Source organism: Thioalkalivibrio sp. ALJ2 (genome assembly GCF_000378325.1).
Taxonomy (GTDB): domain Bacteria; phylum Pseudomonadota; class Gammaproteobacteria; order Ectothiorhodospirales; family Ectothiorhodospiraceae; genus Thioalkalivibrio.
Window position 1 is genome coordinate 41,888 of sequence record NZ_KB899558.1, and the last position, 25,168, is coordinate 67,055.

The 25,168-nt window shown below is 66.0% G+C and carries 23 protein-coding genes and 2 tRNA genes; 7 read left to right on the top strand and 18 right to left on the bottom strand.

Annotated features, from left to right (window positions below):
• Positions 1–34: 34 nt before the first annotated feature.
• Both F468_RS0110720 and F468_RS0110725 read right to left on the bottom strand, forming a co-directional pair.
• The gene (locus F468_RS0110720) at positions 35–358 is read right to left on the bottom strand and encodes a non-heme iron oxygenase ferredoxin subunit (RefSeq protein WP_018995142.1); all 324 of its coding nucleotides are present in this window, start codon (positions 356–358) and stop codon (positions 35–37) included.
• A 72-nt stretch (positions 359–430) separates the two neighbouring features.
• On the bottom strand, positions 431–796 hold the full coding sequence (locus F468_RS0110725) for a hypothetical protein (RefSeq protein WP_018174040.1): 366 nt from the start codon (positions 794–796) through the stop codon (positions 431–433).
• Positions 797–894: 98 nt separating this feature from the next.
• Between F468_RS0110725 and F468_RS0110730 the strand changes: the two genes are divergently transcribed.
• A complete protein-coding gene (locus tag F468_RS0110730; RefSeq protein WP_018174039.1) occupies positions 895–1,443 on the top strand; it encodes a pyridoxamine 5'-phosphate oxidase family protein in 549 nt (182 codons plus the stop codon).
• Between the two features lie 9 nt (positions 1,444–1,452).
• Here F468_RS0110730 and F468_RS0110735 read toward each other — a convergent pair whose 3' ends face one another.
• A complete protein-coding gene (locus F468_RS0110735) occupies positions 1,453–1,908 on the bottom strand; it encodes a YaiI/YqxD family protein (RefSeq protein ID WP_018138539.1) in 456 nt (151 codons plus the stop codon).
• A 153-nt stretch (positions 1,909–2,061) separates the two neighbouring features.
• Between F468_RS0110735 and F468_RS14295 the strand changes: the two genes are divergently transcribed.
• Positions 2,062–2,238 carry a PLDc N-terminal domain-containing protein gene (locus F468_RS14295; RefSeq protein ID WP_012982968.1) on the top strand — a complete coding sequence of 59 codons (177 nt, stop codon included), beginning with the start codon at positions 2,062–2,064 and terminating at the stop codon, positions 2,236–2,238.
• On the opposite strand, the gene F468_RS0110745 is transcribed toward F468_RS14295, so the two are convergent.
• Entirely contained in the window at positions 2,164–3,723 is a 1,560-nt protein-coding gene (locus F468_RS0110745) for a MinD/ParA family protein (RefSeq protein WP_018995143.1), read from the bottom strand. The two genes, F468_RS14295 and F468_RS0110745, sit on opposite strands and share 75 nt — an antisense overlap.
• A 190-nt stretch (positions 3,724–3,913) precedes the next feature.
• Here F468_RS0110745 and F468_RS0110750 point away from each other — a divergent pair, with 190 nt between their 5' ends.
• Entirely contained in the window at positions 3,914–6,025 is a 2,112-nt protein-coding gene (locus tag F468_RS0110750) for an HDOD domain-containing protein (RefSeq protein WP_018995144.1), read from the top strand.
• A 37-nt stretch (positions 6,026–6,062) separates the two neighbouring features.
• Positions 6,063–8,183: an EAL domain-containing protein gene (locus F468_RS0110755; protein ID WP_018995145.1), complete on the top strand. Its 2,121-nt coding sequence runs from the start codon at positions 6,063–6,065 to the stop codon at positions 8,181–8,183.
• A 36-nt stretch (positions 8,184–8,219) separates the two neighbouring features.
• On the opposite strand, the gene F468_RS0110760 is transcribed toward F468_RS0110755, so the two are convergent.
• From F468_RS0110760 to F468_RS0110820, 13 genes are all read right to left on the bottom strand, one after another.
• Entirely contained in the window at positions 8,220–10,748 is a 2,529-nt protein-coding gene (locus F468_RS0110760) for an EAL domain-containing protein (protein WP_018174035.1), read from the bottom strand.
• A 133-nt stretch (positions 10,749–10,881) separates the two neighbouring features.
• Positions 10,882–12,012, bottom strand: coding sequence for a glycerate kinase (locus F468_RS0110765; protein ID WP_018995146.1), 1,131 nt, complete (start codon positions 12,010–12,012; stop codon positions 10,882–10,884).
• Between the two features lie 13 nt (positions 12,013–12,025).
• Positions 12,026–13,387, bottom strand: coding sequence for a GntP family permease (locus F468_RS0110770; protein ID WP_018138533.1), 1,362 nt, complete (start codon positions 13,385–13,387; stop codon positions 12,026–12,028).
• Between the two features lie 158 nt (positions 13,388–13,545).
• Positions 13,546–13,619 (bottom strand) — tRNA-Cys (locus tag F468_RS0110775).
• A gap of 98 nt (positions 13,620–13,717) precedes the next feature.
• A tRNA-Gly gene (locus tag F468_RS0110780) sits at positions 13,718–13,793 on the bottom strand.
• A gap of 74 nt (positions 13,794–13,867) precedes the next feature.
• Entirely contained in the window at positions 13,868–14,419 is a 552-nt protein-coding gene (gene pgsA / locus F468_RS0110785; protein WP_018995147.1) for a CDP-diacylglycerol--glycerol-3-phosphate 3-phosphatidyltransferase, read from the bottom strand.
• A gap of 7 nt (positions 14,420–14,426) precedes the next feature.
• Positions 14,427–16,256, bottom strand: coding sequence for an excinuclease ABC subunit UvrC (uvrC, locus tag F468_RS0110790; protein WP_018995148.1), 1,830 nt, complete (start codon positions 16,254–16,256; stop codon positions 14,427–14,429).
• A gap of 162 nt (positions 16,257–16,418) precedes the next feature.
• A complete protein-coding gene (locus F468_RS0110795; protein ID WP_018138530.1) occupies positions 16,419–17,057 on the bottom strand; it encodes a uracil-DNA glycosylase in 639 nt (212 codons plus the stop codon).
• Positions 17,047–17,523: a CYTH domain-containing protein gene (locus F468_RS0110800; RefSeq protein WP_018138529.1), complete on the bottom strand. Its 477-nt coding sequence runs from the start codon at positions 17,521–17,523 to the stop codon at positions 17,047–17,049. The genes F468_RS0110795 and F468_RS0110800 overlap by 11 nt, the downstream gene beginning before the upstream one ends.
• Before the next feature lie 104 nt (positions 17,524–17,627).
• Positions 17,628–18,590, bottom strand: a complete 963-nt coding sequence (locus F468_RS0110805; protein WP_018138528.1) for a beta-ketoacyl-ACP synthase III — start codon at positions 18,588–18,590, stop codon at positions 17,628–17,630.
• The gene (plsX, locus tag F468_RS0110810) at positions 18,587–19,615 is read right to left on the bottom strand and encodes a phosphate acyltransferase PlsX (RefSeq protein WP_018138527.1); all 1,029 of its coding nucleotides are present in this window, start codon (positions 19,613–19,615) and stop codon (positions 18,587–18,589) included. Before plsX ends, F468_RS0110805 begins: the two co-directional genes overlap by 4 nt.
• A 99-nt stretch (positions 19,616–19,714) precedes the next feature.
• On the bottom strand, positions 19,715–19,912 hold the full coding sequence (gene rpmF / locus F468_RS0110815) for a 50S ribosomal protein L32 (RefSeq protein WP_012982981.1): 198 nt from the start codon (positions 19,910–19,912) through the stop codon (positions 19,715–19,717).
• Between the two features lie 106 nt (positions 19,913–20,018).
• On the bottom strand, positions 20,019–20,540 hold the full coding sequence (locus tag F468_RS0110820) for a DUF177 domain-containing protein (RefSeq protein WP_026278827.1): 522 nt from the start codon (positions 20,538–20,540) through the stop codon (positions 20,019–20,021).
• Positions 20,541–20,671: 131 nt separating this feature from the next.
• Here F468_RS0110820 and F468_RS0110825 point away from each other — a divergent pair, with 131 nt between their 5' ends.
• Genes F468_RS0110825 through F468_RS0110835 form a run of 3 tightly spaced genes read left to right on the top strand, consistent with a single transcriptional unit; the run spans position 20,672 to position 24,543 of the window.
• Entirely contained in the window at positions 20,672–22,090 is a 1,419-nt protein-coding gene (locus F468_RS0110825) for an acetyl-CoA carboxylase biotin carboxylase subunit (protein ID WP_018995149.1), read from the top strand.
• Positions 22,091–22,111: 21 nt separating this feature from the next.
• Positions 22,112–23,944, top strand: a complete 1,833-nt coding sequence (oadA, locus tag F468_RS0110830) for a sodium-extruding oxaloacetate decarboxylase subunit alpha (RefSeq protein WP_018995150.1) — start codon at positions 22,112–22,114, stop codon at positions 23,942–23,944.
• A gap of 5 nt (positions 23,945–23,949) precedes the next feature.
• Positions 23,950–24,543 (top strand): nucleoside triphosphate pyrophosphatase, encoded by a 594-nt coding sequence (locus F468_RS0110835; RefSeq protein ID WP_018995151.1) that lies wholly within the window; start codon positions 23,950–23,952, stop codon positions 24,541–24,543.
• On the opposite strand, the gene F468_RS0110840 is transcribed toward F468_RS0110835, so the two are convergent.
• The gene (locus F468_RS0110840; protein WP_018994153.1) at positions 24,544–24,918 is read right to left on the bottom strand and encodes a metalloregulator ArsR/SmtB family transcription factor; all 375 of its coding nucleotides are present in this window, start codon (positions 24,916–24,918) and stop codon (positions 24,544–24,546) included.
• Positions 24,919–25,168: the final 250 nt, after the last annotated feature.

Consider the following 25,168-nt stretch of genomic DNA (forward strand, 5'->3'; position numbering starts at 1 on the left):
TTTTGCACCGTAGCGCGGGAGGTTAACTGGAGAGTTAGTCGTCCAGCGGCTCGGAACCCACCTGAACCATGCCGCCATGCACGCGAGTCGGGAAACGGGTCAGCGGGTCCTCCGCCGGGGGCTCCATCACCTCGCCGGTGCGCAGGCAGAACTGGGCCTCGTGCAAAGGGCAGGTGATACAGTCATCGTCGAGCTCGCCATCGGCGATGGGGACTTCTTCGTGCGTGCAGAGGTTTTCGACCGCGAAGAACTCGCCGTCGAGGTTGAAGATCGCAACCTCGGTTCCCGCCGTATCTACCAGACGATGTTCACCGTCCGCGATACTGTCGGCCGGTGCCACGTCGATCCACTCGCTCATCTCTCCTCCAGGGCCTTGTGGTTGGGCTTCAACTTGCCGCCCAGCGAATCTCCATCTTGGGAAACACTGTCCCTAAGGCGTCGCATCCAGGGCTGCCGTTGCGGCCGGGTCGATCTCGATCAGGCGGCCTTCTTCCGGGTGGTAGCTGAAGCGCCCGACCACGCGGATATGTTCCCCCAGCCGATCCGATACCTCGTCGTGAGGCTCGACCGCCACGCGGTTCACATCCTCGTCTTCCAGCCAGTAGTGGTAGCGTTCGGGGTCCTCGTCAAAGCGCTTGACCACGCCCTCGGTCTGCACCAGCTCACCGTTGAATTCGCCCGCCGCACCCGCCAACTGGGCCAGCGTTACCTCGGACACACGCTCACCACCCCCGCAGGCGGTAAGCCCCACCACCAGGATGGGCGTCAGGAGCAGGGGGCGCAGCGAATGTCTCATGTGAATCTCCGGGCCGAAGCAACGTTGTAGTACGCTCGCGAGGGTACCGAAACCTGCCTTCAACGTCTCGATTCACCCCAATCAAGCCGGTAATGCCAATGGCCAAGACCTTCCCTGCCCTCGACGAACGACTCACGGGCTTCATCCTCGAACAGCCGGTTTATTTCGTGGGCTCCGCCCCGCTCGCGGCCGACGGCCACGTGAACCTGTCTCCCAAGGGGCTGGACACCCTGCGCGTCCTGGGTCCTCGCCGCGCGGCCTATCTCGACCTGACCGGCTCCGGCAACGAGACCTCCGCCCATCTGGCCGAAAACGGCCGCATTACGCTGATGTTCTGTGCCTTTTCCGGAAAACCGAAGATTCTCCGGCTATACGGCCGCGGGCGAACCGTGCTCCCGACCGATGGCGCCTGGGAGTCCCTGTACAGCGCGTTCCCTGCACATCCGGGAACGCGGCAGATCATCGACATCGAGATCCACCGCATTCAGACCTCCTGTGGCTTCGGCGTACCCGAAGGCGAACTCCAGCCACGCCCCACCCTGACCGAGTGGAGCGAACGCAAGGGCCCCGAGGGCCTGGAACGCTACTGGGAGGAAAAGAATGCGGTCAGCATCGACGACCTGCCGACCCCACTTGGGAAACGCTGAACGAGCCGCCTACCGGGCTTTTGCCTGACGGGTCAGCAAGCGGTCGAGCTGGTTGGCGAAGGCCTGGCGATCGGCCTGGCTGAAGGCGGCGGGACCGCCCGTATCCACGCCGCTGGAGCGCAGGGTCTCCATGAAATCGCGCATGCTGAGGCGCTCGCGGATCGTCCCCTCGGTATACAGCTCGCCGCGCGGATTCAGGGCCTGGGCGCCCTTGGCAATGGCCTCGGCCGCCAGCGGGATGTCGGCGGTGATCACCAGGTCCCCCGACTCCAGCCGCCGCACGATCTCGTTGTCGGCCACGTCGAAGCCGGCACCCACCTGAATGGCATCGATCCATTTCGACGGTGGGGTGCGCAGCGGCTGATTGGCCACCAGGGTCAGCGGCACCTGAGTGCGGTTGGCCGCCCGGAAAAGAATCTCCTTGATCACCGCGGGACAGGCGTCCGCGTCTACCCATATCTTCATGCTCACCGATCGTCGATTCGAGAGAAGTTCCGCAGCATAGCCGGTTCGGCGAAGCGCAACACACTCCACCGCTTTTCGATTGGCCGTGCCCCCGGCCGCATGCCATGGTGCTACGCTCAACGGACACGGCACTCGCGCCGACAAGGAGCCCCCATGGGTATCGAAGTCACCGGAATTCTCGGTCTGATCTGGCTGATCATCGTGATCTGGGCCATCGTCCGCACCGCGCAAAGCCCGGCTGGGCCAATGGTCAAGCTACTGTGGATTCTGATCCTGCTGTTCCTGCCAGTGGCGGGGCTGATCGCCTGGCTCCTCCTCGGGCCCAAGTAGCCCGGAAGACGGATCGGTCGAATCATCGCCGTTCGGGTTGCCGATGGGCGGGGACGGGGCTACACCGTCCCCGCGCCGTTCAAGCTGCTCGATCAGTAGCTGTCCCTCGTCGCGGGAATCGCGCAACCACTGCAACAGGTCCTGCTGCGAGCCGAACACCGCCACATCCACCCGGTGTATGGCATCGGGTTTCGGGATCGGCGTTGGGCGCTCGCTCGCCGCCAGAGGGCCGTAGCGGCCAAAGTCGGGCGTCACCACGTTTTCGGGCGGCTCCGGGCAAGCGGCATCCTCCCCGCGGGTTGCCTGTTCCAGGCGCGCGCCGATGCGCTCGAGTACGCCTTCGGAGGTCTCAGGGTGCTCGAGCAGCCATTCGATCAGCGCCTCCGGATCCACCGCGGGGATGCCAAAGCGATCGCGATAATCGGCCTCCAGCGTCTGGATCCACTCGGCCAGCGCGCAGGGCTCGTCGACCGCGCTCGCCAGGGCACGGAACTCCCGCCGCAGGGCCTCGAACCGCTTCTTCACCTCACTGCCGGACTCCGGTGCCGGGACTTCCACATCCGGAGTGGCACCCCGTTCGGCAAGCGGCTGCTCCGACGGGGTGTCATCCGCCCCGGCGTCAACCGCCACTGGCTCGCTCGATGCGGGTTTGCGCAATAGATGCCGGAACCAGAAACGGCTGAACGAGGCCTGGTTCGAAGGGTCCCAGGAGAGATCGTTCAAGGCCTGTGCCAGCCGCTGAAACGGGCGTACTGACGGATCATGCTCCGAGAACATCGCTACGGGGTGCTGCAGGGTCACCGCCGCACGCAGGCTCTCGTCGCGCTGAATGAACCCGAGAAAGCCCACCGAGATCTTCAGATACTTCTCCACCGCACCACTGAAGCGCTGATACACCGCCCGCGCCTCACTGATGTCGGCCACCATGTTCACGACCACCTGACAGGTGAGCGGATACCGCCGTAGCGCGACCTTCAGCAACGAAAAGGCATCGGTGAGCGAGGTCGGCTCCGGCGTAATGACCAGCAGCACTTGATGTCCGGCGGCGACGAAATCCAGGGTGGTATCGCCAATCCCCGCAGCGGTATCCAGGATCAGGTCATCGAAATGCTGCTCGATCCGCGCCAGTTCGGTCACCAGCCGCCGCTGCCGGGCCGCCGACAATTCCACGCAATCGCGGATACCCGAAGCGCCCGGAATGACTTTCAGGCCATGGGGCCCTTCGAGCAGGACATCCTCGACCGGACACTCCCCCGTCAGGACCTCGGCCAATCCCTTTTGCGGGTGCAGCCCCAGCAGGATGTTCACGTTGGCAAGCCCCGTGTCGGCATCCAGGATACAGACCCGGCGCCCCGCCCGGGCCAGGGTAATCCCGAGGTTGACCGCGATACTGGACTTGCCCACGCCCCCCTTGCCACTGGTCACCGTCAGGACACGGGGCTGAGCTGGCTGGACCCGAGTCGCGCCGGACTGCCTGTCAATCATGGGCTTCAAAGCTTCCTGCCTCCGAAGTGGCCTCACGGGATAGGCCTCACGCACGCCTAACGTCTCGTCTACTGGAATCGCTGGCGCAACGCAAGTCCCAGCAGTATAGTCGGGAACCAGGGCGAGAAGCCGCGACGCAGCAACGGATCGGGGCAATACAAGGGCACCCTCTCGGGTCCCGGGGAGAAGCATGGCCACGGCGCATACGGCAACCGAAACCATCCCCAGCCTGCCACAGGCCCTGACGTCCGTTCTCGATGCGGGCCAGGCGGCGGAGGCCGATTTCGAGGCCCTCAGCCGTGCCATTCTGCGCGACACCGGCATGACCACACGCCTCCTCGCGGCAGCCAACTCCCCGTTCTATTACCGCGGCTCGCCGTGTCGCACCATCGATAGAGCCCTTTTCAGCCTGGGGCTGGACACCGTGCGCAGCCTCGCCCTGACCGCCGCGATCCAGCAGCTTTTCGGCCGCTACCAGCCCAAGCGCACCAGCACGCTTCGGACCATCTGGCGCCGTGCGCTGACCACCGCCATGCTCGGCCAGGTCCTCGCCTCCCTGACACGCCACCCACGGCCCGAAGAGGCGTATCTGTCAGGGCTTCTGGTTGATCTCGGCAAGCTGATGCGACTGGCGTCCGACGAAGCGCGCTACTGGCCGCTGCTCGAGGCCAGCAGCGACCACCGCGAGCTGGTCTCCCGTGAACAGGCGACCTACGGTCAACACCATGCAGAACTGGCCGCCGAACACCTGGACCAATGGGGCCTGGACGGCTTCGTCACCGATGCGGTGCGTTTCCACCTCGAACCCACGGCACAAGTGCGCGATGCACACCACCTGGTCAAGATTGTCCATCTCGCCAGCCGACTTGGCGACGAACCACCCGACGCCATCGGCGACCCGGCCCTGGCCGCCGCCCACGACCTGTTTGGGCTCAATGACGGCCTGACCCGGGAACTGCGCAACCGCATCGAAGACGATGTCACCCGGGTTGCCGGTTCCCTGGGTATTGAGCTGGACGCGGGAGCCGAAACCGCGAATATCGAGGCACATCACCCCGATCAGGCGGCGCGCGAGGCGCTGGGGATGCGTGTCCGCGACCTCACCGAGCTGGAGCGGCTGTCCGGCGAGCTTCGCGCCTCGCGGACCCCCCGAGAACATTGTCTGGCCGCCCAACGAACGCTGTTTCTCACCCTGGGTGTCGAGCACAGCCTGATGTTCCTGACAGACGCGGACGGTGCATCGGTCTCCGCCTGGCTCGGCGAGGAAGACGAGCCCGACTTCACCCTGCCCTTGTTGCCCGGACGGAGCCTTGTGACCGACACCCTGCTGGACCGCGAGATGCGCCAGCACAAACCCGATGGCGAGACACCTGCACCGGTCATCGACCAGCAGTTGTTCCGGCTCTGCGGTGCCGAGGTGATCTGGGCATTCCCTCTGCTGGCGGATGCCAACTCCTCGCCCGCAGGGGTGCTGATCCTGGGACTGGACCGAGAACGTGCCCAGACCCTGGAACCCCGAACCGGATTTGTCCGGGCCCTGGCGCGAGAGATTGCACGCGCGCTGTGCACCTCGCAGTCCGACCCGCCCGAGCAAGCGCACACCGACGATACGACGCAGGAGCGAATCCGCGAGACGCTGCACGAGGCGGGCAACCCCCTCAGCATCATCCAGAATTATCTGGGTGTGTTGAACACAAAGCTGGGCGATGAGCACGAGGCCAGCCAGGAACTGGCCCTGATCAAGGAGGAGATTGATCGCGTCGGCCGCATCCTGCTGCGTCTAAAGGAACCCGACCAGGCAGTGGACGGACCGCCATCCTCGCTTAATCGGCTGGTCCAGGACGTGGCCGACATCGTGGACCGCTCTCTTTGCCACACGCGGGGCATCCGCCTGGAACTGGATCTGGCACCCGGCGATCCGCCCTTGTCTGTCTCCAGCGACCATGTGCGCCAGATTCTGACGAACCTGCTCAAAAACGCCGCCGAGGCCCTGCAGCCGGGGGGCGTCATTCGGCTGCAGACCCGTGACCCCGAGAGCTTCAATGGGACCAGCGTGGTGGCACTGGTGGTCGCCGACGACGGCCCCGGGCTTCCCCCGGAGGTCCGCGCGGCCCATTATCGGCCGGTGGAGTCGCACAAGGGCGAGGGGCACGCCGGGCTAGGCCTGAGTATTGTCCGCCGCCTGGCGGACGAGATCGGCGCTCACATCCAGTGCGACAGCGACCGCGAAGGAACGCGGTTCGAGATTCGGCTCCCCCATCGCGAGGCCGAAACCGGAGCCCTCGGGGCGGGACAGGGATAGCCCCCGCGATGATGCGAGACCACGGCGGGAGCCGCACATGAACGAACCCGGCACACCACAGACCCCTCGCATCCTCGTCGTCGACGACGACCCGCGCCTTCTGGAAAGCGTGCGCCAGCTGCTGGAACTACAAACGTTCAACGTGGAAACCGCGCCGGGCGGCGGCAGCGCTATCGAGGCCCTGCGGCGGGATCCGCCCGATCTCCTGCTGCTCGATCTGTGCATGCCGGAACTGGGGGGGCGTGATGTCCTGCGCTTCATCCAGGCCGCCGGGCTCGCGGTCCCTGTGGTGGTCATCAGCGGCAACACCTCGGTGGACGATGTCGCCGGCGCCCTGCGCGACGGGGCCTCCGACTACCTGAAAAAGCCCTACCAGCCCGACGAGCTGCTGGCGACCGTCCGCAATGCCCTGCACAAAAAAGACCTGGAAGACGCCAACCGCCACATGCGGGCACGCCTGGAGCGTTCCGAGCGCCTGCACCGGCTGATCGTCAACAACTCTCCGGACATCGTGTTCATCCTGGACCGCGACGGTCGGTTTCGTTTCGTGAATTCGCGCGTCCACGAGTTGCTCGGCTATTCCCGTCAGGACCTGCTGGACACCCGTGTCCTGGATCTGGTCGAAACCGACGACCACGAGAAGGCGGAGTACTTCTTCGAGCAGGCCGGGCGCAGCCATGCCCACATCCGCTCCGTGGAGCTCGCGCTCAAGCCGCGGGAGATGGCCCGCACCCGGCGCTATTTCGAGGTCGCGGTCTGGCCGACAGCGGCCAGCGACGATACAGGCGAGACCCTGGTCTACGGGACTGCCCGCGACATCACCGACCGCAAAGAGTCAGAAGCCTTCATCAACTTTCAGGCCTACCACGACCTGCTTACGCGCCTGCCCAATCGTGCCCTGTTCCGCGACCGGGTCGATGTGGCCATCGCTCAGGCGCAGCGCCAGGGGCACCCCCTGGCCGTGATGTTCATCGACCTCAACCGCTTCAAGGTCATCAACGATTCGCTGGGGCACACCATCGGCGACCGCCTGCTGCAGGCCGTCGCCCAGCGCCTGCTGGGCTGCATTCGCAAAGGGGATACGCTGTCGCGCTTCGGCGGCGACGAATTTACCCTGCTGCTCCCTCAGATCAGCCGCCAGGAGGCCGCGGTTGATGTAGCCGAAAAGATCCTCGAAAGCCTCAATGAACCGTTCCACCTGGGGGGCGACCACGAGTTGTATGTCGGGGCCAGCATCGGGATCGCGATCTACCCCGAGGGGGGCGACACGCTCGAGACCCTGATCCGGCATGCCGACATCGCGATGTACCGGGAAAAGAACACGGGCAAGAATGGCATCCGCCTGTTCGCACCGGAGATGCACGGCAACACGCCACACCGCCTGCAATTGGAGCAGGACCTGCGCAAGGCCCTGGAGCGCGAAGAGTTCCGCATCCTCTACCAGCCGCAGGTCGATGGCGAGACAGGACAGCTCCTGGGCGTCGAGGCGTTGGTTCGCTGGAATCACCCCGATCGCGGCATGCTGGGCCCAGCCGAATTCATCCCGGTCGCCGAAGACACACGTCTGATCGTCGACCTCGATCGCGCGACCCTGCGCAACGCCCTCGGCGACATACGCAAAGCCCATCAACACGTACCCAACCTGCGCCTGGCGGTGAACCTGTCACCGGTGCTGATCGAGCGCGACGACTTTGTCGACGGCGTACTGGGATTGCTGGTCGAGACCGGCTTCCCCGCAGAACTGCTGGAGATCGAGATCACCGAAAGCCTGTTGATGAGCGACACCCACGATACCGTGGCCAAACTCAACCGCCTGTGCGAAGCCGGCGTCCAGGTGGCGGTGGATGACTTCGGCACCGGTTATTCGTCGCTGAGCTATCTGCAGAAGCTGCCGGTCCACACCCTGAAGATTGATCGCAGCTTCACCCTCACCATCTGTACCGACGGGGAGGCCTGTATCGTTAACGCGATCGTATCGATGGCGCGCGGCCTGCAGATGAACATCGTCGCGGAGGGCGTGGAGACCGCAGCCCAGCAGGAGTATCTGCGCCGCCTTGGCTGCCCGATGATGCAGGGCTTCCTGTTCGGGCACCCTTCCCCCCTCGCGGACCTGCTACAGGCGGAATCCGACTTCGGGCGTCGAACTGCCCGATCCTGAATCCGGTTTGCGGTCCCGTCCCGCCCTCGCAGCAGACTATGCGCCAATGCCTTGCAAGGCATTATCGGCCGGGGCCGGGCGGCCCAGCAGGTAGCCCTGCCCGAAACGGCAGCCCTCGCGTAGCAGGAACGCTTGCTGGCCCGCTTCTTCCACACCCTCGGCAATCAGGTCCAGCCCCAGTGCGTCCGCCAGGGCAATGATGGCGCGGATAATCGACTCGTTGTTGCGCGAGTGCCCGATATCGCGGACCAGTGACTGGTCGATCTTCAGCCGCCGCAGCGGCAAGCGACGCAGATGCGCCAGGTTGGAATAGCCCGCACCGAAGTCATCCATGGCCAGCGTCACGCCGAGCGTTTCCAGGCGGTGCAGCACGGCCAGCGCCCGCTCTGGCTGCTCCATCATCATGGTCTCGGTCAGTTCCAGCTCCAGCCGGTCGGGCTCCAGACCGTGGTGCTCCAGGATCTCCTGGATCGCCGCCACCAGAGTTTCGTCATGCAGCTCGCGCGCGGACAGGTTCACGGCCACGGTCGGCACGCCTCGGCCGTCCTGGTCCCAATGCGCCAGCTGGGCACAGGCCGCGTTCAACACCCAGCGATCAATGGCCTGGATCATCCCGGTTTCTTCCGCCAGCGGGATGAATTCCGCCGGAGATACCATGCCGCGCTGTGGATGACGCCAGCGCACCAGCGCCTCCATCCCCACCAGCCGGCCCGACTGCATCTCCAGCTGCGGCTGAAAGTAGAGCAGCAGCTCGTCGTTGGCGATGGCGCTACGCAGGTCGTTTTCCAGGAACAGACGATGTTCCGTCTGCGCCCCCATTCCGGGCTCGTAGACATGCCAGGTGTCCCCGCCAACGCTGCGCGAGGCCGCCATTGCGAGTTCCGCGGCGGTCAACAATTCGTCACGCGTGTTGCCATGTTCGGGGAACGTCGCCAGCCCGACGCTCGCCGTGGTGACCAGCGCACGCCCACCGATAGCGCAGGGTTCGCGCAAGGTTTCCAGCAGCTGCTCGAGGAAGGCCTCGGCGCCGCCATCCATCGGCGGGTTTTCGATAATCAGGCAGAACTCGTCTGCTCCTACGCGAGACACCGTATCCTGCGGCCCCAGTAACCCCCCAAGCCGTTCCGCCAAACCTTCCAGCACGCGGTCGCCCGCCGATGTTCCCAGGGTCTCGTTGACATTGCGGAAGCGATCCAGGTCGATCAGCACCACCCAGCGCGCAAGACCATCGGCCATCGCGCGTTCCAGGGTGTGTCCCAGCCGGTCGTGCAACAGCACGCGGTTCGGGAGGCCGGTACGCGCGTCGTAATGGGCCATCTGCCGCAGCGCTTCTTTCTGCTCCATGCTGGCGGTGAGATCCGTCCAGCTGCCGACCACCTCGGCCCCGCGCTGTCCCTGATTGCCGCCGGGAATGATCCGCATCTCGTCGCGAATATGGCGCAGCTTGCCCCAGCCATCGAACAGGCGCAGTTCACGGACCATGTGGCGTTCCTCCTGCAAACGCCGGTTCTCGCGCATGGCCGTGGCCCGGTCCTCCGGATGGACTTGCTGCTCCCACCAGCCCGGCTGCAGCGCCACCCTGGAATTGAATCCAAACAGCCGCGCGAAGTTGCCACTCACCCAAAGCGGCTTGAAATCCAGCGCATTGAGTTGATAGAGCACGACCGGTCCACTCTCGAGCAGGTGTTCGAGACGCTGATTGGCCTCGCGCAGGGCACGTGTCTGCGCGCGCACGGTGCGTCGCAACCAGACCGCCATCAGCCCCAGGACGAGTGCGATCACGGCGGCGGACGCCAGCGCCGACCAGGCCCACGTCGGGATTTCCCCCTCCCCGAGGGGTGGTTCCAGTGCCTGCTCCATCGCGTGCTGATAGGGCGACCCCGCGTCGCCCTTCCAGCGCTGGAGGTAGGCGTCGATCACCTCCAGTCGGTCATCCTGCCGCCCAGGAGCAGCGGCGTAGTAAAGACCGACCTGGTCGAAGGTGACGGGGGTTTCCACCAGCATATGCTGGCGTGCATGACGCCGCGCATAGAAGTTGTTTGTGATCGCCACGTCGGCATCGCCCGACGCGACAGCAGCCAGCACGGATTCCATGTCGCCACGGGTCACAAGGGTCCAGTCCAGGCCGGTGTCCAGTGCGTACTCGCGCAGGTAGTCGTATTGAATCGATCCATCGAGCACCGCAAGGCGGAGGCCTTCCAGCGCTTCGATGCGATCCAGCCCCGAATCGATCGGCGCCAGCACCTGGCTCCATGCCTGAGCCACCGGGATCGAGTGAAACGCGAGGCTCTCGCGCCGCTCCGGCGTCAGCGCGACATCCGGCATCAGGTCGATCTCGCCCGCCTCCAGGGCCTCCAGACAGGCCGACCACTCGCACGAGACATACTCCAGCCGCCAGTGCTCGCGTCGCGCGATGGCGTCCAGCAACTCGACGAACACGCCCCCTGCCGCCCCATCGTCACCCGTGCCGACCTTGGGCACGTTCTCGTACAGCCCTATGCGCAGGGGATCATCCGCGCCGGCCCCGGCGGGCAGGCACAGGGACACCGCCAGCAGGACAGGCATGACCGCACGGCGCCATCGCGTCCATTTGCTCCTGGTTCTGGGTTTCCAATCAGGCACGACGCGCCCCTGTGCGTTCGGTACCGCATAGTGCCATGGATGGCCAGGCCACGGACCGCCCGTTGTTATCCGTTCGTTAGACCGATCGCGCCCCTCGCGCCTCCACCAGTGCGCGCGTACGCTCCATGATCCAGCGCCCGGGCTCGCCCATCGCCTGCTCCAGCGTGATCGTGCCATCACAAAGGGCGCGCGCGTCGGCGAGCCCCACCGCCTCGAGTTCCTCCGGGGTGGCATCGATCGAACCGGCCACGGCGACGACCGGCACACAGCAGCGCCGTGCCCGCCGAACCACCTCGGCCACGACCTTGCCATGCGCGGTCTGGCCGTCGACCTGCCCCTCGCCCGTGATCACCAGATCGCTCCCGGCGATCGCCGCATCGAGATCGATCAGATCCGCCAGGTACACCGCCCCCATGCGTGACTGCCCGCGCAGGACACAGGCCAGTGCAAAGCCCAGTCCGCCGGCAGCCCCCGCCCCGGGCATGGCGCCCGGGCGGCGCAACTCCCCCGCCTCGTCAATCGCGCGTTCCAGCCGCTCCATGTAGGCATCCATGCGTGGCACGTCTTTCGTGGCCAGGCCCTTTTGCGGGCCGAACACCGCCGCAGCACCCCGGTTGCCCGTCAACGGGTTGTCGACATCGTTCAGCACCGTGATGCGGAGTCCCGCAAGCCGTGGCTCCAGACCAGAGAAATCGGCACTTTCCAGGTGCTCCAGCCGGTCCGGGACAGGATCCAGCTCGGCCCCATCTCGGTCCCGAAAGCGGACCCCCAGTGCGTGCAGCATCCCGGCACCGCCATCCACCGTGCCGCTGCCCCCGAGGCCGATCAGCACATGCCGGGCACCGGCATCCAGGGCGGCAAGGATCAGGTGCCCCACGCCGCGGGTATCGAGCCTCCACGGATCGCGCTCGGCCTCGGGCACCAGGCCCAGCCCACAGGCCGAGGCGACATCAATCACCGCGCGTCGGGTGACGGCATCGCACCCCCAGCCCGCCGAGACATGCTGCCCACGCGGATCACGGACATCGGACAAATGCCAGGCCCAACCCATCGTATGGCTGACCAGTTCCGCCGTCCCTTCTCCCCCATCCGCCATCGGCAACGCCCGGATGCGGGTGGATGGACTCGCGGCATGTACACCGCGAGCCATCGCCTGGGCCACGTCTGCCGCATCCAGACTGCCCTTGAAGCTGTCCGGACACAGCACGACCCGCCTCAGCTCAGACAAAGACGAGCCCCAGCAGGTAGATCACGATCATCGCGCTCACACCCTGCAACAGCGTGGCGGTCGTATAGGCCTTGTAGGCGGTCGACACCTTCATGCGGCTGAACTGGGTCACCACCCAGAAGAAGCTGTCGTTCGCGTGGGAGACAGTCATAGCGCCGGCACCGACCGCCATCACCGCCAGCACCATGCCCATGTCGGAGTCCAGGCCCAGCGAGGGCAGCAGTGGCGCCACCATGCTCGAGGCGGCCACCAGCGCAACCGTCGACGAACCCTGGGCCGACTTCAGCGCAGCCGCGAGCAGGAACGGCACCAACAGCCCCAGTCCAAGACCGGTCAGCATGTCGCCGAGCTGGTCACCAATCGGGGTCTCCTGCAGCACGGAGCCAAACGCGCCGCCGGCCCCAGTGATCAGCAGGATCGGCGCCGCGAGCAGGACCGCATCGACCGTCATCTGGTGGAAACGCCCGCGCTTGTCACCACCCTTGACCAGCAGCAGGGCGAACACCACGCCAATCGCCAAGGCGACCACCGGCTGGCCGAGGAAGATCAGCCCCTCCGCGAACATGCCGGGATCGGCATCGCGCGTGGCCAGCGACGCGATCGAACCGATGGAGATCAGTACAATTGGCGCCAGGATCGGCATGAATGCCGCCAGGGTGGACGGGCGATGGGCCAGATCGGGCTCCGGCTTCTTCACCTCCTGGCCAGTCGCCTCCTCGATCGGGTCCGGCTCGAGCAGTTCGTCGTCGTTCGCGTGGGTATAGCGGCTCGCCCAGAGCCAGCCCACTGCCGCCGCCACGGCGGCCACCAACAGGCCGAACAGGATCACCAGCCCTAGCGCATCGGCGATGCCGATGTTGCTGGCCGCGGCGATCGGGCCCGGGGTCGGCGGGACGAAGTTGTGCGTGGCGAACAGACCCGTCGCCAGTGCCACACTCATCGCCACCAGGGACACGCCCGCCTTCTTCGCCAGCGCGTTCTTCAGGGAGTTCAGGATTACGTAGCCGGAGTCGCAGAACACCGGGATGGACACGATGTAGCCGATGATCGTGGCCGTAAGGTTCGGGAATCGATCCGACAGCGCCCGGATGATCGCCTCCGCCATCACGATCGCCGCCCCGGTGCGATCCAGGATCACCCCGATGATCGTACCCAGCGCGATCACGATCCCGATATAGCCGAGCGTACCGCCGAAGCCATCGTTGATGACGCTGATCGCCTCTTTCGGGGCAATACCCCCGATCAGTGCCATCACGAAGGCCGCCAGCAACAGGGCAAGGAAGGGGTGGACTCGCAGCTTCACGGTGGCAAACACCAGTGCCGCCACGACGATAATAAGGCCAACAATCAGCATCTCGCGTCCCCGTCTTGTTGTGGTTATCGAGTTAAGAGCATAGACCCTGTAACCCTTATTGGGACGAGAATTTCCATACTGATTTCGATCCGCGCTGGCACGCCATACCGACAAAAGAAAAGGCCGCCCGAAGGCGGCCCTGGCGCGAAGCGCGATGATGGAGGCTGGGGTCGGAATCGAACCGGCGTACACGGATTTGCAGTCCGCTGCATAACCACTCTGCCACCCAGCCTGTATCGGGTGGGTCCCGGTCCGCATGATGCCCGCGTGATGCGACAGGCGGCGGCCGAAACAGAAAACCCCGGCCGAACCGGGGTTTCAGGAATCTGTTGGAGCGGGAAACGAGATTCGAACTCGCGACCCCAACCTTGGCAAGGTTGTGCTCTACCAGCTGAGCTATTCCCGCTCTTCGTTAACGGCGCGTATTCTACCGCACCGGGGGCGAACGTCAATACCCCGCCGGCGTTTCCGTGCGGCCAATCAGCGCCCGCGCGCAGCCGCCAGCATGTACTGCACCATCGAGACCAGCGTCAGGATAGCCGCCAGATACAACAACCATTCACCGATTGCGAAAATCGGCAGCCCGCCGACGGGCTCCGCCCACAGCAGCAGGAAGATCGCCACCATCTGGGCGGTGGTCTTGACCTTGCCGACCCAGGATACGGCCACCTTCGCGCTGGCGCCGACCTCGGCCATCCATTCGCGCAAGGCCGAGATCGCGATCTCGCGCCCGATAATGACGACCGCCGCCAGCGCCAGGCCCACGCCCGGGTTGTGATCCACGACCAGGACCAGCGCGGCGGCCACGATCAACTTGTCCGCCACCGGGTCGAGGAACGCACCGAAGCGGCTGGTGACCTCCCAGCGCCGAGCCAGGTAGCCGTCCGCCCAGTCGGTGATCGCGGCGAGCGCAAAGACGATCGCCGCGACGATGCCGGCCGTGGGCATCGGCAGCGCATAGAACACGACGATCAGCAGCGGGATCATCACGATCCGCGACCAGGTCAGCCAGTTGGGAAGTTCACGGATCATCTGCTGGTCAGCCCTCGTGAAACTGGTCGTAAATCGCCTGCGCGAGCCGCCGGTGGATGCCCGGCACCTTGGTCAGCTCGTCGACGCCGGCCCGGGCCACTCCGCGCAGCCCCCCGAAGTGGCGCAGCAACGCGCTGCGGCGCTTCGGCCCCAGCCCCGGGATCGACTCCAGGGTCGATTCCTTGCGCGCCTTGGCACGGCGCGCACGGTGCCCAGTGATCGCGAATCGGTGCGCCTCGTCGCGAATCTGCTGGATCAGGTGCAGCGCACCCGAGTGCGCGGGGAGTATAGAGGGGGCCTCCACCCCGCTCAATATCAGAGTTTCCATACCCGGCCGGCGTTCCTCGCCCTTGGCGACGCCGATCACGCGGATGTGATCCAGCCCGAGGTCCGCCAGCACATTGAGCGCCTGCGTAACCTGCCCCTTGCCGCCGTCGATGAACAGGATGTCCGGCTCCTGCCCTTCCCCCTTCTTCAGCCGCGCGAAGCGCCGGCTCAGGGCCTGATGCATCGCGGCGTAATCGTCGCCGGGCTCGATGCCGTCGATGTTGAACCGCCGGTAGTCGGACTTGATCGGCCCCTCGGGCCCGAACACCACGCAAGAAGCGACCGTGCGCTCGCCGCCGGTGTGCGAGATGTCGAAGCACTCCATGCGCTTCGGGGGATTCTCCAGATTCAGTTCGGCGGTGAGGGCGTCCCGGCGCGCGGTCTGTCCGGCCTGACTGGCAATGCGGGTCTTCAGCGCCAGTTCGGCATTGCGCCGCGCCATATCCAGCCAGCGCGCCCGATCCCCGCGCAGCGACCAGGCGACCTGGACCTTGCGGCCCCCGCGGCGCTCCATCAGGAAGGCCTCCAGCGCCGGCGCGCCTTCCGGCTCGTGCGACAGCAGCACGCGCGCCGGCGGTTCGCGTTCGGCGTAGTACTGCGCCAGCACCGCCGCCATGATCTCCCCGGTGTCAGTGGCCTCCGGCACGTTCGGGAACAGCTCGCGGTTGCCCAGGTTCTGTCCGCCGCGCACGAAGAAGATCTCCACGGCCACCGCGCCCGCCTCCTGCGCCAGGGCAATCACGTCGGCGTCACCCTCGCCGCCGGAGACAAACTGCTGCTCGGAGATCTGACGCAGCCGCGCGATCTGGTCCCGCAGCCGGGCCGCATGCTCGAAGTCGAGACGCTCGGAGGCCGCCTCCATGCGCTGCATCAGATCGGCGATCACCACCTCGCTCTTGCCCTGCAGGAACTGCACGGAAGACTCGACGTCGCGGGCATACTCCTCGGGCGTGATGTAGCCCACGCAGGGCGCCGTACAGCGCCCGATCTGATACTGCAGGCAGGGCCGGGAGCGGTGCGCGAACACGCTGTCCTCGCACTGACGCACCTGAAACAGCTTCTGCAGCAGCGCCAGGCTCTCGCGCACCGCCCCGGCCGACGGGTACGGACCGAAATAGCGCACTCCCTTCTTTTTCGCGCCCCGGTGAAAACCCAGACGCGGGTACTCCTGACCGGACACGAAGATGTAGGGGTAGCTTTTGTCGTCGCGCAGCAGCACGTTGTAGCGCGGCCGGTGGCGCTTGATCAGGTTGGCCTCGAGCAGCAGGGCCTCGGCCTCGGTGTGCGTGACCGCGACGCGGATGTCCGCGATCTGGCGCACCATCGACCGGATCCGCGGCCCGCGATCATCCGAACCGCGAAAGTAGCTGGCCACACGGCTCCCGAGATTGCGCGCCTTGCCGACGTACAGCACGCCGCCGCTGGCATCCAGCATCTGATAGACGCCGGGCGACTGCGTCAGCGTCTTCAGGAAGGCCTTGGAATCGAAACTGGTGTCGGGGGCACTCATGACAGCTTCAGGATACCGGAACGGCCAAGGGAGTCGGCCAAACCTGCAGGGCAACTGGGCGTGAGAGATGTCAGCAGAGGGCGTTCAATGCCCTTCGCACGTTGGTACCTCGACACCTTTGGGCCCCACGCCATCGCGAGCAGCCGGACCAAACAGGCTTTTCTACTCGAGGTGGGTACGGATGCGGGCGAAGAGTTCGCCGAACATGGCCGGGGTGAGGCGGCGGGTCTGGGTGTTGTAGCGGGAGCAGTGGTAGGAGTCGATCAGCCGCATGCCATCCAGTGCATGCTCGGCGCCGTGGGCAAAGCGCAGGCTGGACAGCGGCAGACCCCGGGCCCGCAGCACCGCGTCATGGGCGATCTTGCCCAGCGCCAGGATCACCCGGGGCTGCATCGCATCCATCTCCGCGGCCAGGAAACCGTTGCAGGTACGGATTTCCTCGGTGGTGGGCTTGTTCTGCGGCGGCAGGCACTTGACCGCATTGGTGATCCGGCAGTCCAGCAGTTGCAGCCCGTCGTCCGCGCTCACGCTCTCGGGGCCGGTCGCAAAGCCGTACTGGTGCAGGGTCTCGTAGAGCAGCACCCCGGCGTAGTCCCCGGTGAAGGGCCGCCCCGTCGCGTTGGCCCCGTGCATCCCCGGGGCGAGTCCAACGATCAGCAGGCGGGCATCCAGCGGCCCAAACGAGGGCACCGGAGCGGCATGGTAGTCCGGGTGCTTCGCCCGCACGTCTTCCAGAAAACCGGCCAGGCGCGGGCAGCGCCGGCAGTCCGGATCGAACACGGGAAAGGAATCAGCTTGCATCGGGCCAGTCGCGGTAGGGGTTCCGGGCCAGCTCGGTGTTGTAGTAGCGCGGGTCGTGCGAGACCTCCTCGCCCAGCCACTCGGGGCGCGGGAAGTCGGCATCGCTCGCGGGCAATTCCAGCTCGGCGACGATCAGGCCGGCATTGGCGCCCTCGAACACGTCGATCTCGTATTCCCAGCCGTCCACATCCACCCAGTAGCGCGTCTTCTCGACCTGCGGACCCGCGAGGGTGTCGAGAAGGCGATGGGCCTCTTCGACCGGGATCGCGTACTGGTACTCGTCGCGCTCGACCCCCAGGGTCGCGCTCTTGATGTTCAGGTTCGCGCCCTCCTCGTCCACGCGCACGCGGATCGAGGCGCGATCATTGCCGCACAGATAGCCCTGGCGCATGCGCTGCGAGCGCACCACGGCCTCGCGCCAGGTATCACTGGCCAGCAGAAACTTGCGTTCGATCTCGCGACCCATGTCGTCGACTCCCGTCTTTCGGCGAACCGCTTCGTATCAGTCTTTGGCAGGGGCTTCGCCTGCAAGCAGGCTCCCACAGGAATGGAATCGCGAAGCGGCGCGCGCTACATCCGGATCAGCGCGGAGCCCCAGGTAAAGCCGCCGCCAAAGGCCTCAGTCAGGATCAGGTCGCCCTTCTTGATACGCCCGTCGCGCACGGCGGTATCCAGCGCCAGCGGAATCGACGCGGCGGAGGTGTTGCCATGCCGGTCGACCGTGACCACGACGTTATCCATGGACATGTTCAGCTTCTTGGCCGTGGCCTGGATGATGCGGATGTTGGCCTGGTGCGGGACCAGCCAGTCCAGCTCGGACTTCTCGATCCCGTTGTATTCCAGTGTCTCGTCGACGATCTGGTCCAGGGTGTTGACCGCGACCCGGAAGACCGCGCGGCCTTCCATGCGGATAAACTCGAGATCCGGGTTGTCGCCGGGCTGCGAGACCCCGCCCGGGACCTCCAGCAGGCCCTTGTGGTGGCCATCCGCGTGCAGGTGGGTGGAGATGATGCCCGGGTCCGGCGAGCGCGACAGCACCACCGCGCCCGCGCCATCGCCCCACAGGATGCAGTTGCCGCGGTCGGTGTAGTCGGTGATGCGCGAGAGCGTCTCGGCCCCGACGACCAGCACATGCCGGATCTCATCGCTCTGCATGAAGCGATCGGCCGTGGCGAGTGCATAGACAAAACCGGAACACACTGCCTGCACGTCGAATGCCGGACAGCCGCCGATCCCCAGCTTCGCCTGCAGGATGCAGGCGGTACTGGGGAAAATCTGGTCCGGGGTCGTGGTGGCGACGATGATCAGGTCCAGGTCGGCAGGGCGGATGCCCGCGGCATCCAGCGCGCGCTCGGCGGCCTTCAGCGCCAGGTCGGAGGTCACCTGGTTTTCGGCCACGATGTGGCGCTCGCGAATCCCGGTGCGCTCCTGAATCCACGCATCCGAGGTATCCACCATGGCCTCGAGATCGGCGTTGGTCAGGATCCTCTCGGGCAGGTAGCTCCCGGTCCCGCTGATGCGTGCATGCTTCACTGCGCGTGCTCCTGCCCCAGTAGCTGACCCAGCTGCTTGTCGATGCGGCTGGAGATGTTCGCCTCCGCCTCGACCCGGGCGATGCGGATCGCGTATTCGAATGCCAGCGCATCGGCACTGCCGTGGCTCTTGATCACCACGCCCTGCAACCCCAGCAGCGAGGCCCCGTTATAGCGTCGGTGGTCAAAGCGGTGGCGCAACCGGCGCAGCACGGGCAGGGCAAACAGTCCGGCCAGACGCGAGTACAGCGAGGCACGGAATTCGGCCTTCATGTTCGTCGAGATCATCTTGGCCACGCCCTCGCTGACCTTCAGCGCGACGTTGCCGACAAAGCCGTCGCAGACGACCACATCGACATCACTGCAGTAGACGTCGTTGCCCTCGACGAAGCCGACATAGTTCAGACTGGATTCCTCCAGCATGCGCCCGGCCTCGCGTACCCGATCGTTACCCTTGATGGCCTCCGACCCGATATTGAGCAGTCCCACCTTGGGGGCCTCGAGCCCGTCCACCGCATTCGCCAGCACCGAGCCCATCACCGCGAACTGGTACAGGTGTGCCGCCTCGACGTCCACGTTGGCGCCAAGATCCAGCATGTGGGTATGGCCGTAAAGCGACGGCAGCGCGGTCGCGATCGCCGGACGATCGATCCCCGGCAGGGTCTTCAGCACATAGCGCGCAGTGGCCATCAGCCCGCCGGTGTTACCGGCGGACACACAGGCCTGGGCCGTGCCTTTCTTGACCTGATCGATGGCGACCCGCATCGAGGAATCGCGCTTGGTGCGCAGGGCGACAGCCGGCGACTCCTCCATGCCGACTACCTGGCTGGCATGCACGATTTCCACACGCTCGCGCTCGGCAGGCGTCCAGTCGGCAAGACCGGATTCGATTGTCGCCTCGTCCCCCACCAGCAGCAGGCGGAAGTCGTCCGCCACCTTCAGCGAACGGCGGGCGGCCGGCAACACCACGGGGGCCCCATGGTCGCCACCCATCACGTCCAGGGCGATGGTGAATTCTCGGCTCATGCGCGCGCCCGCGAGACACCCAACGACCGGGCCCGATTAAACGCGGAAAGGCCACGGTGCAGCCGCAGCCGTGGCCCCAGCAAGGTCATCACGCCGAGCTTAGTCTTCGTCGTCTTCGACTTCGACGTCCTGCTGGATCACCTGACGACCACGGTAGAACCCGTCCGGGGTCACGTGATGCCGGCGATGGACCTCTCCGGTGGTCGGATCGGTGGACAGGGTCGCGCCCTTCAGCCCGTCGTGGGAACGGCGCATATCGCGCTTGGAACGGGTCTTGCGGCGTTGTTGCACAGCCATGATGAATCTCCAGATTAATCAAATCCCGCCTGTGCGGGGTTAGCCCGAATCAAAAACGGGCGCAAGTATAGCGTTTCGAGCCGGGCGGCGCCCTGCTCCGCCCGGCCTACCGATCCTCGCCGTCGCTCGAACTGCCCTTTAGCTGCTCGAGCACCGCAAACGGGTTGTCCTCGCGCTGCCCGGGAACAAACTCGGGTTCCACTGCGGGCTCGCAGTCCACGTGGCGCGGCACCAGCGGCCAGGCCAGCAGCACCTCGTCCTCGGCCCAGACCGCCGGGTGCAGCCGTCCGTCGTCCTCGAGTTCGAGGATGTCCTCGTCCGCGCCCAGGCCTTCTACGGAGCCGCCCGCCGGCAGGATCACCGCATCGGTCTCCAGCCGGAATTCCCAGGCCATCGGCTGCAGGCAGCGCTGGCAGGTCTGCCAGAGCTCGCCGGTGATCACACCGGCCAGCCGCACCTCGTCCAGCGCACCGCGCTCCAGCCCGAAACGGACATGGACTCGCAGCGGGTGCTCGGCCAGCGCCTCGTCCCGCAGGCGCGGCAGGTCCTCCGCAGACAAATCGCCTTCGAATTCCTGGTGCCGGGCCCGTGGCTGCCACGGGTCGAGAGATACGGGAATACGACTCATAGAACACTCAAATACAAGGGCGCGGAATATACGCGCGAGAGGGCCGTTCTGTCAAAGCGAAACAGAAACTTGCAGGCCTTCGACTGCATGCCGATACTCGGGCTTTCACTGACCTTCCCAAGGCCTTCCGTTTGATCCGCAAGCTGCTCATAGCCAACCGGGGCGAGATCGCCGTACGCCTGATCCGGGCCTGCGCGGAGATGGGGATTACCTCGGTCGCGGTGCATACCGACGCCGACCGCCACGCCCTGCACGTTAAAAAGGCGGACGAGGCCTACGCGATCGGCCCCGACAGCATGGGTGGCTACCTGAGCATCCACCGGCTGCTCAGTGTGGCCCGGGCGGCCGGATGCGACGCCGTACACCCGGGATACGGCTTTCTCTCGGAGAACGCGGATTTCGCCGCGGCCTGCGACGCGCGCGGGCTCACGTGGGTCGGCCCGGACGCCAGCGTCATCCGCCGCATGGGCGACAAGGTGGCCGCGCGAAAGGCAATGATCGAGGCCGGGGTCCCGGTCACCCCAGGGTCGGAGGGCAACCTGGAAACCCTGGAGACCGCACTGGAGACCGCCGAGGCTATCGGCTATCCGGTGATGCTCAAAGCGACCAGTGGCGGCGGCGGACGTGGCATTCGCCTGTGCGACGACGCGGACGCCCTGCGGCGCAACTTCGACCGCGTGCGTTCGGAGGCGACCCGTGCGTTCGGCAGCACCGAGATCTTCCTGGAAAAGGCCGTGGTCAACCCGCGCCACATCGAGGTACAGATCCTCGCGGATACGCAGGGCAATGCCGTGCACCTGTACGAGCGCGACTGCTCCGTGCAGCGGCGCCACCAGAAACTGGTGGAGATCGCCCCCTCGCCGCAGTTGAGCGAGGCCCAGCGCGAGCACCTGGGCACACTGGCCGTTACCGCCGCCCAGGCCGTCGGCTACCAGAACGCCGGTACCGTCGAGTTCCTGATGGACGGCGATGACACGTTTTATTTCATGGAGATGAATACGCGCCTGCAGGTCGAGCATCCGGTGACCGAGATGATCACCGGCGTGGACATCGTGCAGGAGCAGTTGCGCATCGCCAGTGGCGAACCCCTGCGTTACAACCAGTCGCAGATCACCCGGCGCGGCTTCGCCATGGAATTTCGCATCAACGCGGAAGACCCAACCAACGACTTCCTGCCGAGCTTTGGTCGCATCACGCGCTACTTTGCCCCGGGTGGGCCGGGCGTGCGCACCGACGGCGCGATCTACACCGGCTACGAGATCCCGCCGCACTACGATTCGATGTGCGCCAAGCTGATCTGCTGGGCGCTGGAGTGGGACGACCTGCTGGCGCGCAGCAACCGGGCCCTGCGCGACATGGGCGTGTTCGGGGTCAAGACCACCATCCCGTATCACCTGGCGATCGTGAACCACCCGGATTTTCGCCGCGCGGATTTCAATACCGGCTTCATCGCCGAGCACCCAGAACTGACCGAGCTACCGGCCAAGCGCTCCGACCGCCATCTGGCCATCGCGATCGCCGCCGCAATCGCCGCCCACCACGGGTTGTAACCCCCGGATATCGGACTGACCATGGATCGAGTTCACATCACGGATGTCACCCTGCGCGACGGCCACCAGAGCCTGATCGCCACGCGCATGCGCACCGAGGACATGCTGCCGATCTGCGAGCAGATGGACGCGATCGGCTTCCACTCCCTTGAGGCCTGGGGCGGGGCCACGTTCGACGCCTGCGTGCGCTTTCTCAAGGAAGACCCGTGGGAGCGTCTGCACCAGCTCAAGGCCGCGCTGCCCAACACCCCGCTGCAGATGCTCCTGCGCGGGCAGAACCTGCTCGGCTACCGCCACTATGCCGATGATGTCGTGCGCGCCTTCGTCGAGCGGTCCGTGGCCGGTGGCATCGACATCATCCGCATCTTCGACGCGATGAACGATGCTCGGAACCTGCGCACCGCGATCGAGGCCACCCGCCAGGCCGGCGGCCATGCCCAGGGCACGCTGTGCTACACCACCGGACCGGTACACTCCGCCACCCAATTCGTCACCCTCGCCCGCGAGCTGGTGGACATGGGGGCACAGAGCATCGCGATCAAGGACATGGCCGGGCTGCTGACCCCGACGGCCACCCGCGAACTGGTAACCGAGCTGGTCGACGCACTGGATGTCCCGATCCACCTGCATGCCCATGCGACCTCGGGTCTATCCGAGCTGTGCCACTGGCAGGCGATCGAGGCGGGCTGCCGCCACATCGAGACCGCGATCTCCGCCTTCGCCGGGGGGACGAGCCACCCCCCCACGGAGAGCCTGGTTGCGGCGTTGTCCGGCACCGGGCACGACACCGGCCTGGACCTCGTGGCCCTGCAGAAGATCGGCCTGTATTTCCACGAGGTGCGCAAGAAGTACCAGCGCTTCGAGAGCGAATACACCGGCGTCGACACCCGGGTGCAGGTGAACCAGGTCCCGGGCGGGATGATCTCCAACCTCGCCAATCAACTGCGCGACCAGAACGCGCTGGATCGCTTTGATGCCGTGCTGGAGGAGATCCCGCGCGTACGCGAGGACCTCGGCTACCCGCCCCTGGTCACGCCGACCTCGCAGATCGTCGGCACCCAGGCGGTGATGAACGTCCTCGCCGGGGAGCGCTACAAGACCATCACCAACGAGGTGAAGCAGTACCTGACCGGGCACTACGGCCGCGCGCCGGGGCCGATCAACCGCGTGATCCAGCGCAAGGCGATCGGCAACGCCGAGGTCATCGACGTGCGCCCGGCGGACCTCCTGAAGCCGGAGATGGACCACCTGACCCGGGAGATCGGGGACCTCGCGCAGGGGCCGGAGGACGTACTGACCTTCGCGCTGTTTCCCGAGGTGGGACGTTCCTTCCTCGAGCAGCGCCGCGACGGGACACTGGAACCGGAACCATTGAACCTGCCCGAGAACACCCAGGCGGGCTGCCCGGCGCCGGTCGAGTTCAACGTCACTTTCCACGGGGAGTCGTACCATATCCGCGTGAATGGCAGCGGCCACCACCGCGAGGACACGCGGCCGATGTACGTCACCATCGACGGCATGCCGGAAGAGGTCCTGATCGAGACGCTCGACACCATCGACACCGCCGGCGGCGGTAGCGGTGGCGCCGAGTCGCCGCGCACGGGCAAGAAATCCCGCCGCGCCACCCGCCCGGGGGATGTCACCACGTCCATGCCGGGCACGATCATCGACGTCCTGGTGGCCGAGGGCGACACCGTGGAGGCCGGCCAGCCGGTGCTGGTGCTCGAGGCGATGAAGATGGAGTCCGAGATCGCCGCGCCCATCGCCGGCACCGTGCGCGCGGTAAACGTGGCCAAGGGTGCGGCCGCCAACCCGGACGATGCCCTGATCGAGATCGACAGCCCGGATGCGTAAGCCCCATGCGTGAAATCGTCCTCGCCTCGACCTCGCCCTATCGCGCCCAGCTGTTGCAGCGGCTGCATCTGCCGTTCGCGACGGCGGCCCCGCAGGTCGACGAGACGCGGCTCCCGGACGAAGACGCGGCGGCCCTCGTGCAGCGCCTCGCCGAGGCCAAGGCCCGAGCAGTCGCTGGCACCCACCCGGGCGCATTGATCATTGGTTCCGACCAGAGCGCCAGCCATCAGGACCACATCCTCGGCAAGCCGGGCAATCCCGAGCGCGCCCGCGAACAGCTGGCCTCGCTGTCCGGCGGCACGGTCACCTTTCACACCGGGCTGTGCCTGCTGGATGCCTCCAGCGGCGAGGCGCAGGTAGAGGACGTGGAATACGTCGTCAGCTTCCGCCGGCTGTCGGACGCCGAGATTCGGGCCTATGTCGCGCTGGACAATCCCGTGGACTGCGCCGGAAGTTTCAAGTCGGAAGGCCTGGGCGTCAGCCTGTTCGATCGCATGGAGGGTTCGGACCCTACCGCCCTGGTGGGTCTGCCGCTGATCCGCCTGTGTCACTGGTTGCGGGAAGCCGGCATTGCCATGCCTCCCACCGAGGAGCGCTGATCAGGTCTCCGACGTGCGCCGGGAAACCGGGAGCCCCAGATCGGCATCGCGCCACATCGCCTGCAGGCGCGCATGATCCTCGCGCAGCGTGCCATCGACGCGCGAAGCCTGGGCCGTCGACGCCAGCACCTCGCGGGCCCACCCCGGCAATTGCGGATGCAGCCGGTAGTAGATCCAGTTGCTTTCGCGCCGGGTCGTCACCACGCCCTGCTGACGCAGCGCGGCCAGATGACGCGAGACCTTCGGCTGCGAGATTTCCAGCGCAGTCATCAACTCGCACACACAGAGCTCGCGCTCCAGGTGAATCAGCAGCAACGAACGCAAACGGGTGTCGTCCGCCAGCAGGCTGAACAGGACAGTGGGGGTCAGAGACATAGGAAATCCGCTTTGGCCGATCCGGCCTTTATAAGTCGACCATTTCGCACAAGTTTAGCACGCTCGGGAGCGTGGAACCCCCAATGCGTGCAGGCATTCAGCAAAACCGTCAGCGATGGGCTTGGCGGTACACGCTGTCACTGAGCCCGGAAAACGCCTTCCAGCGCGCCGACTATCGTCATTCCGCCCCTTAGAGCCCCCAACCAATACGCCTCGCCCTTCGGGCCGTCACCTGCGGTGACGTTCGGGT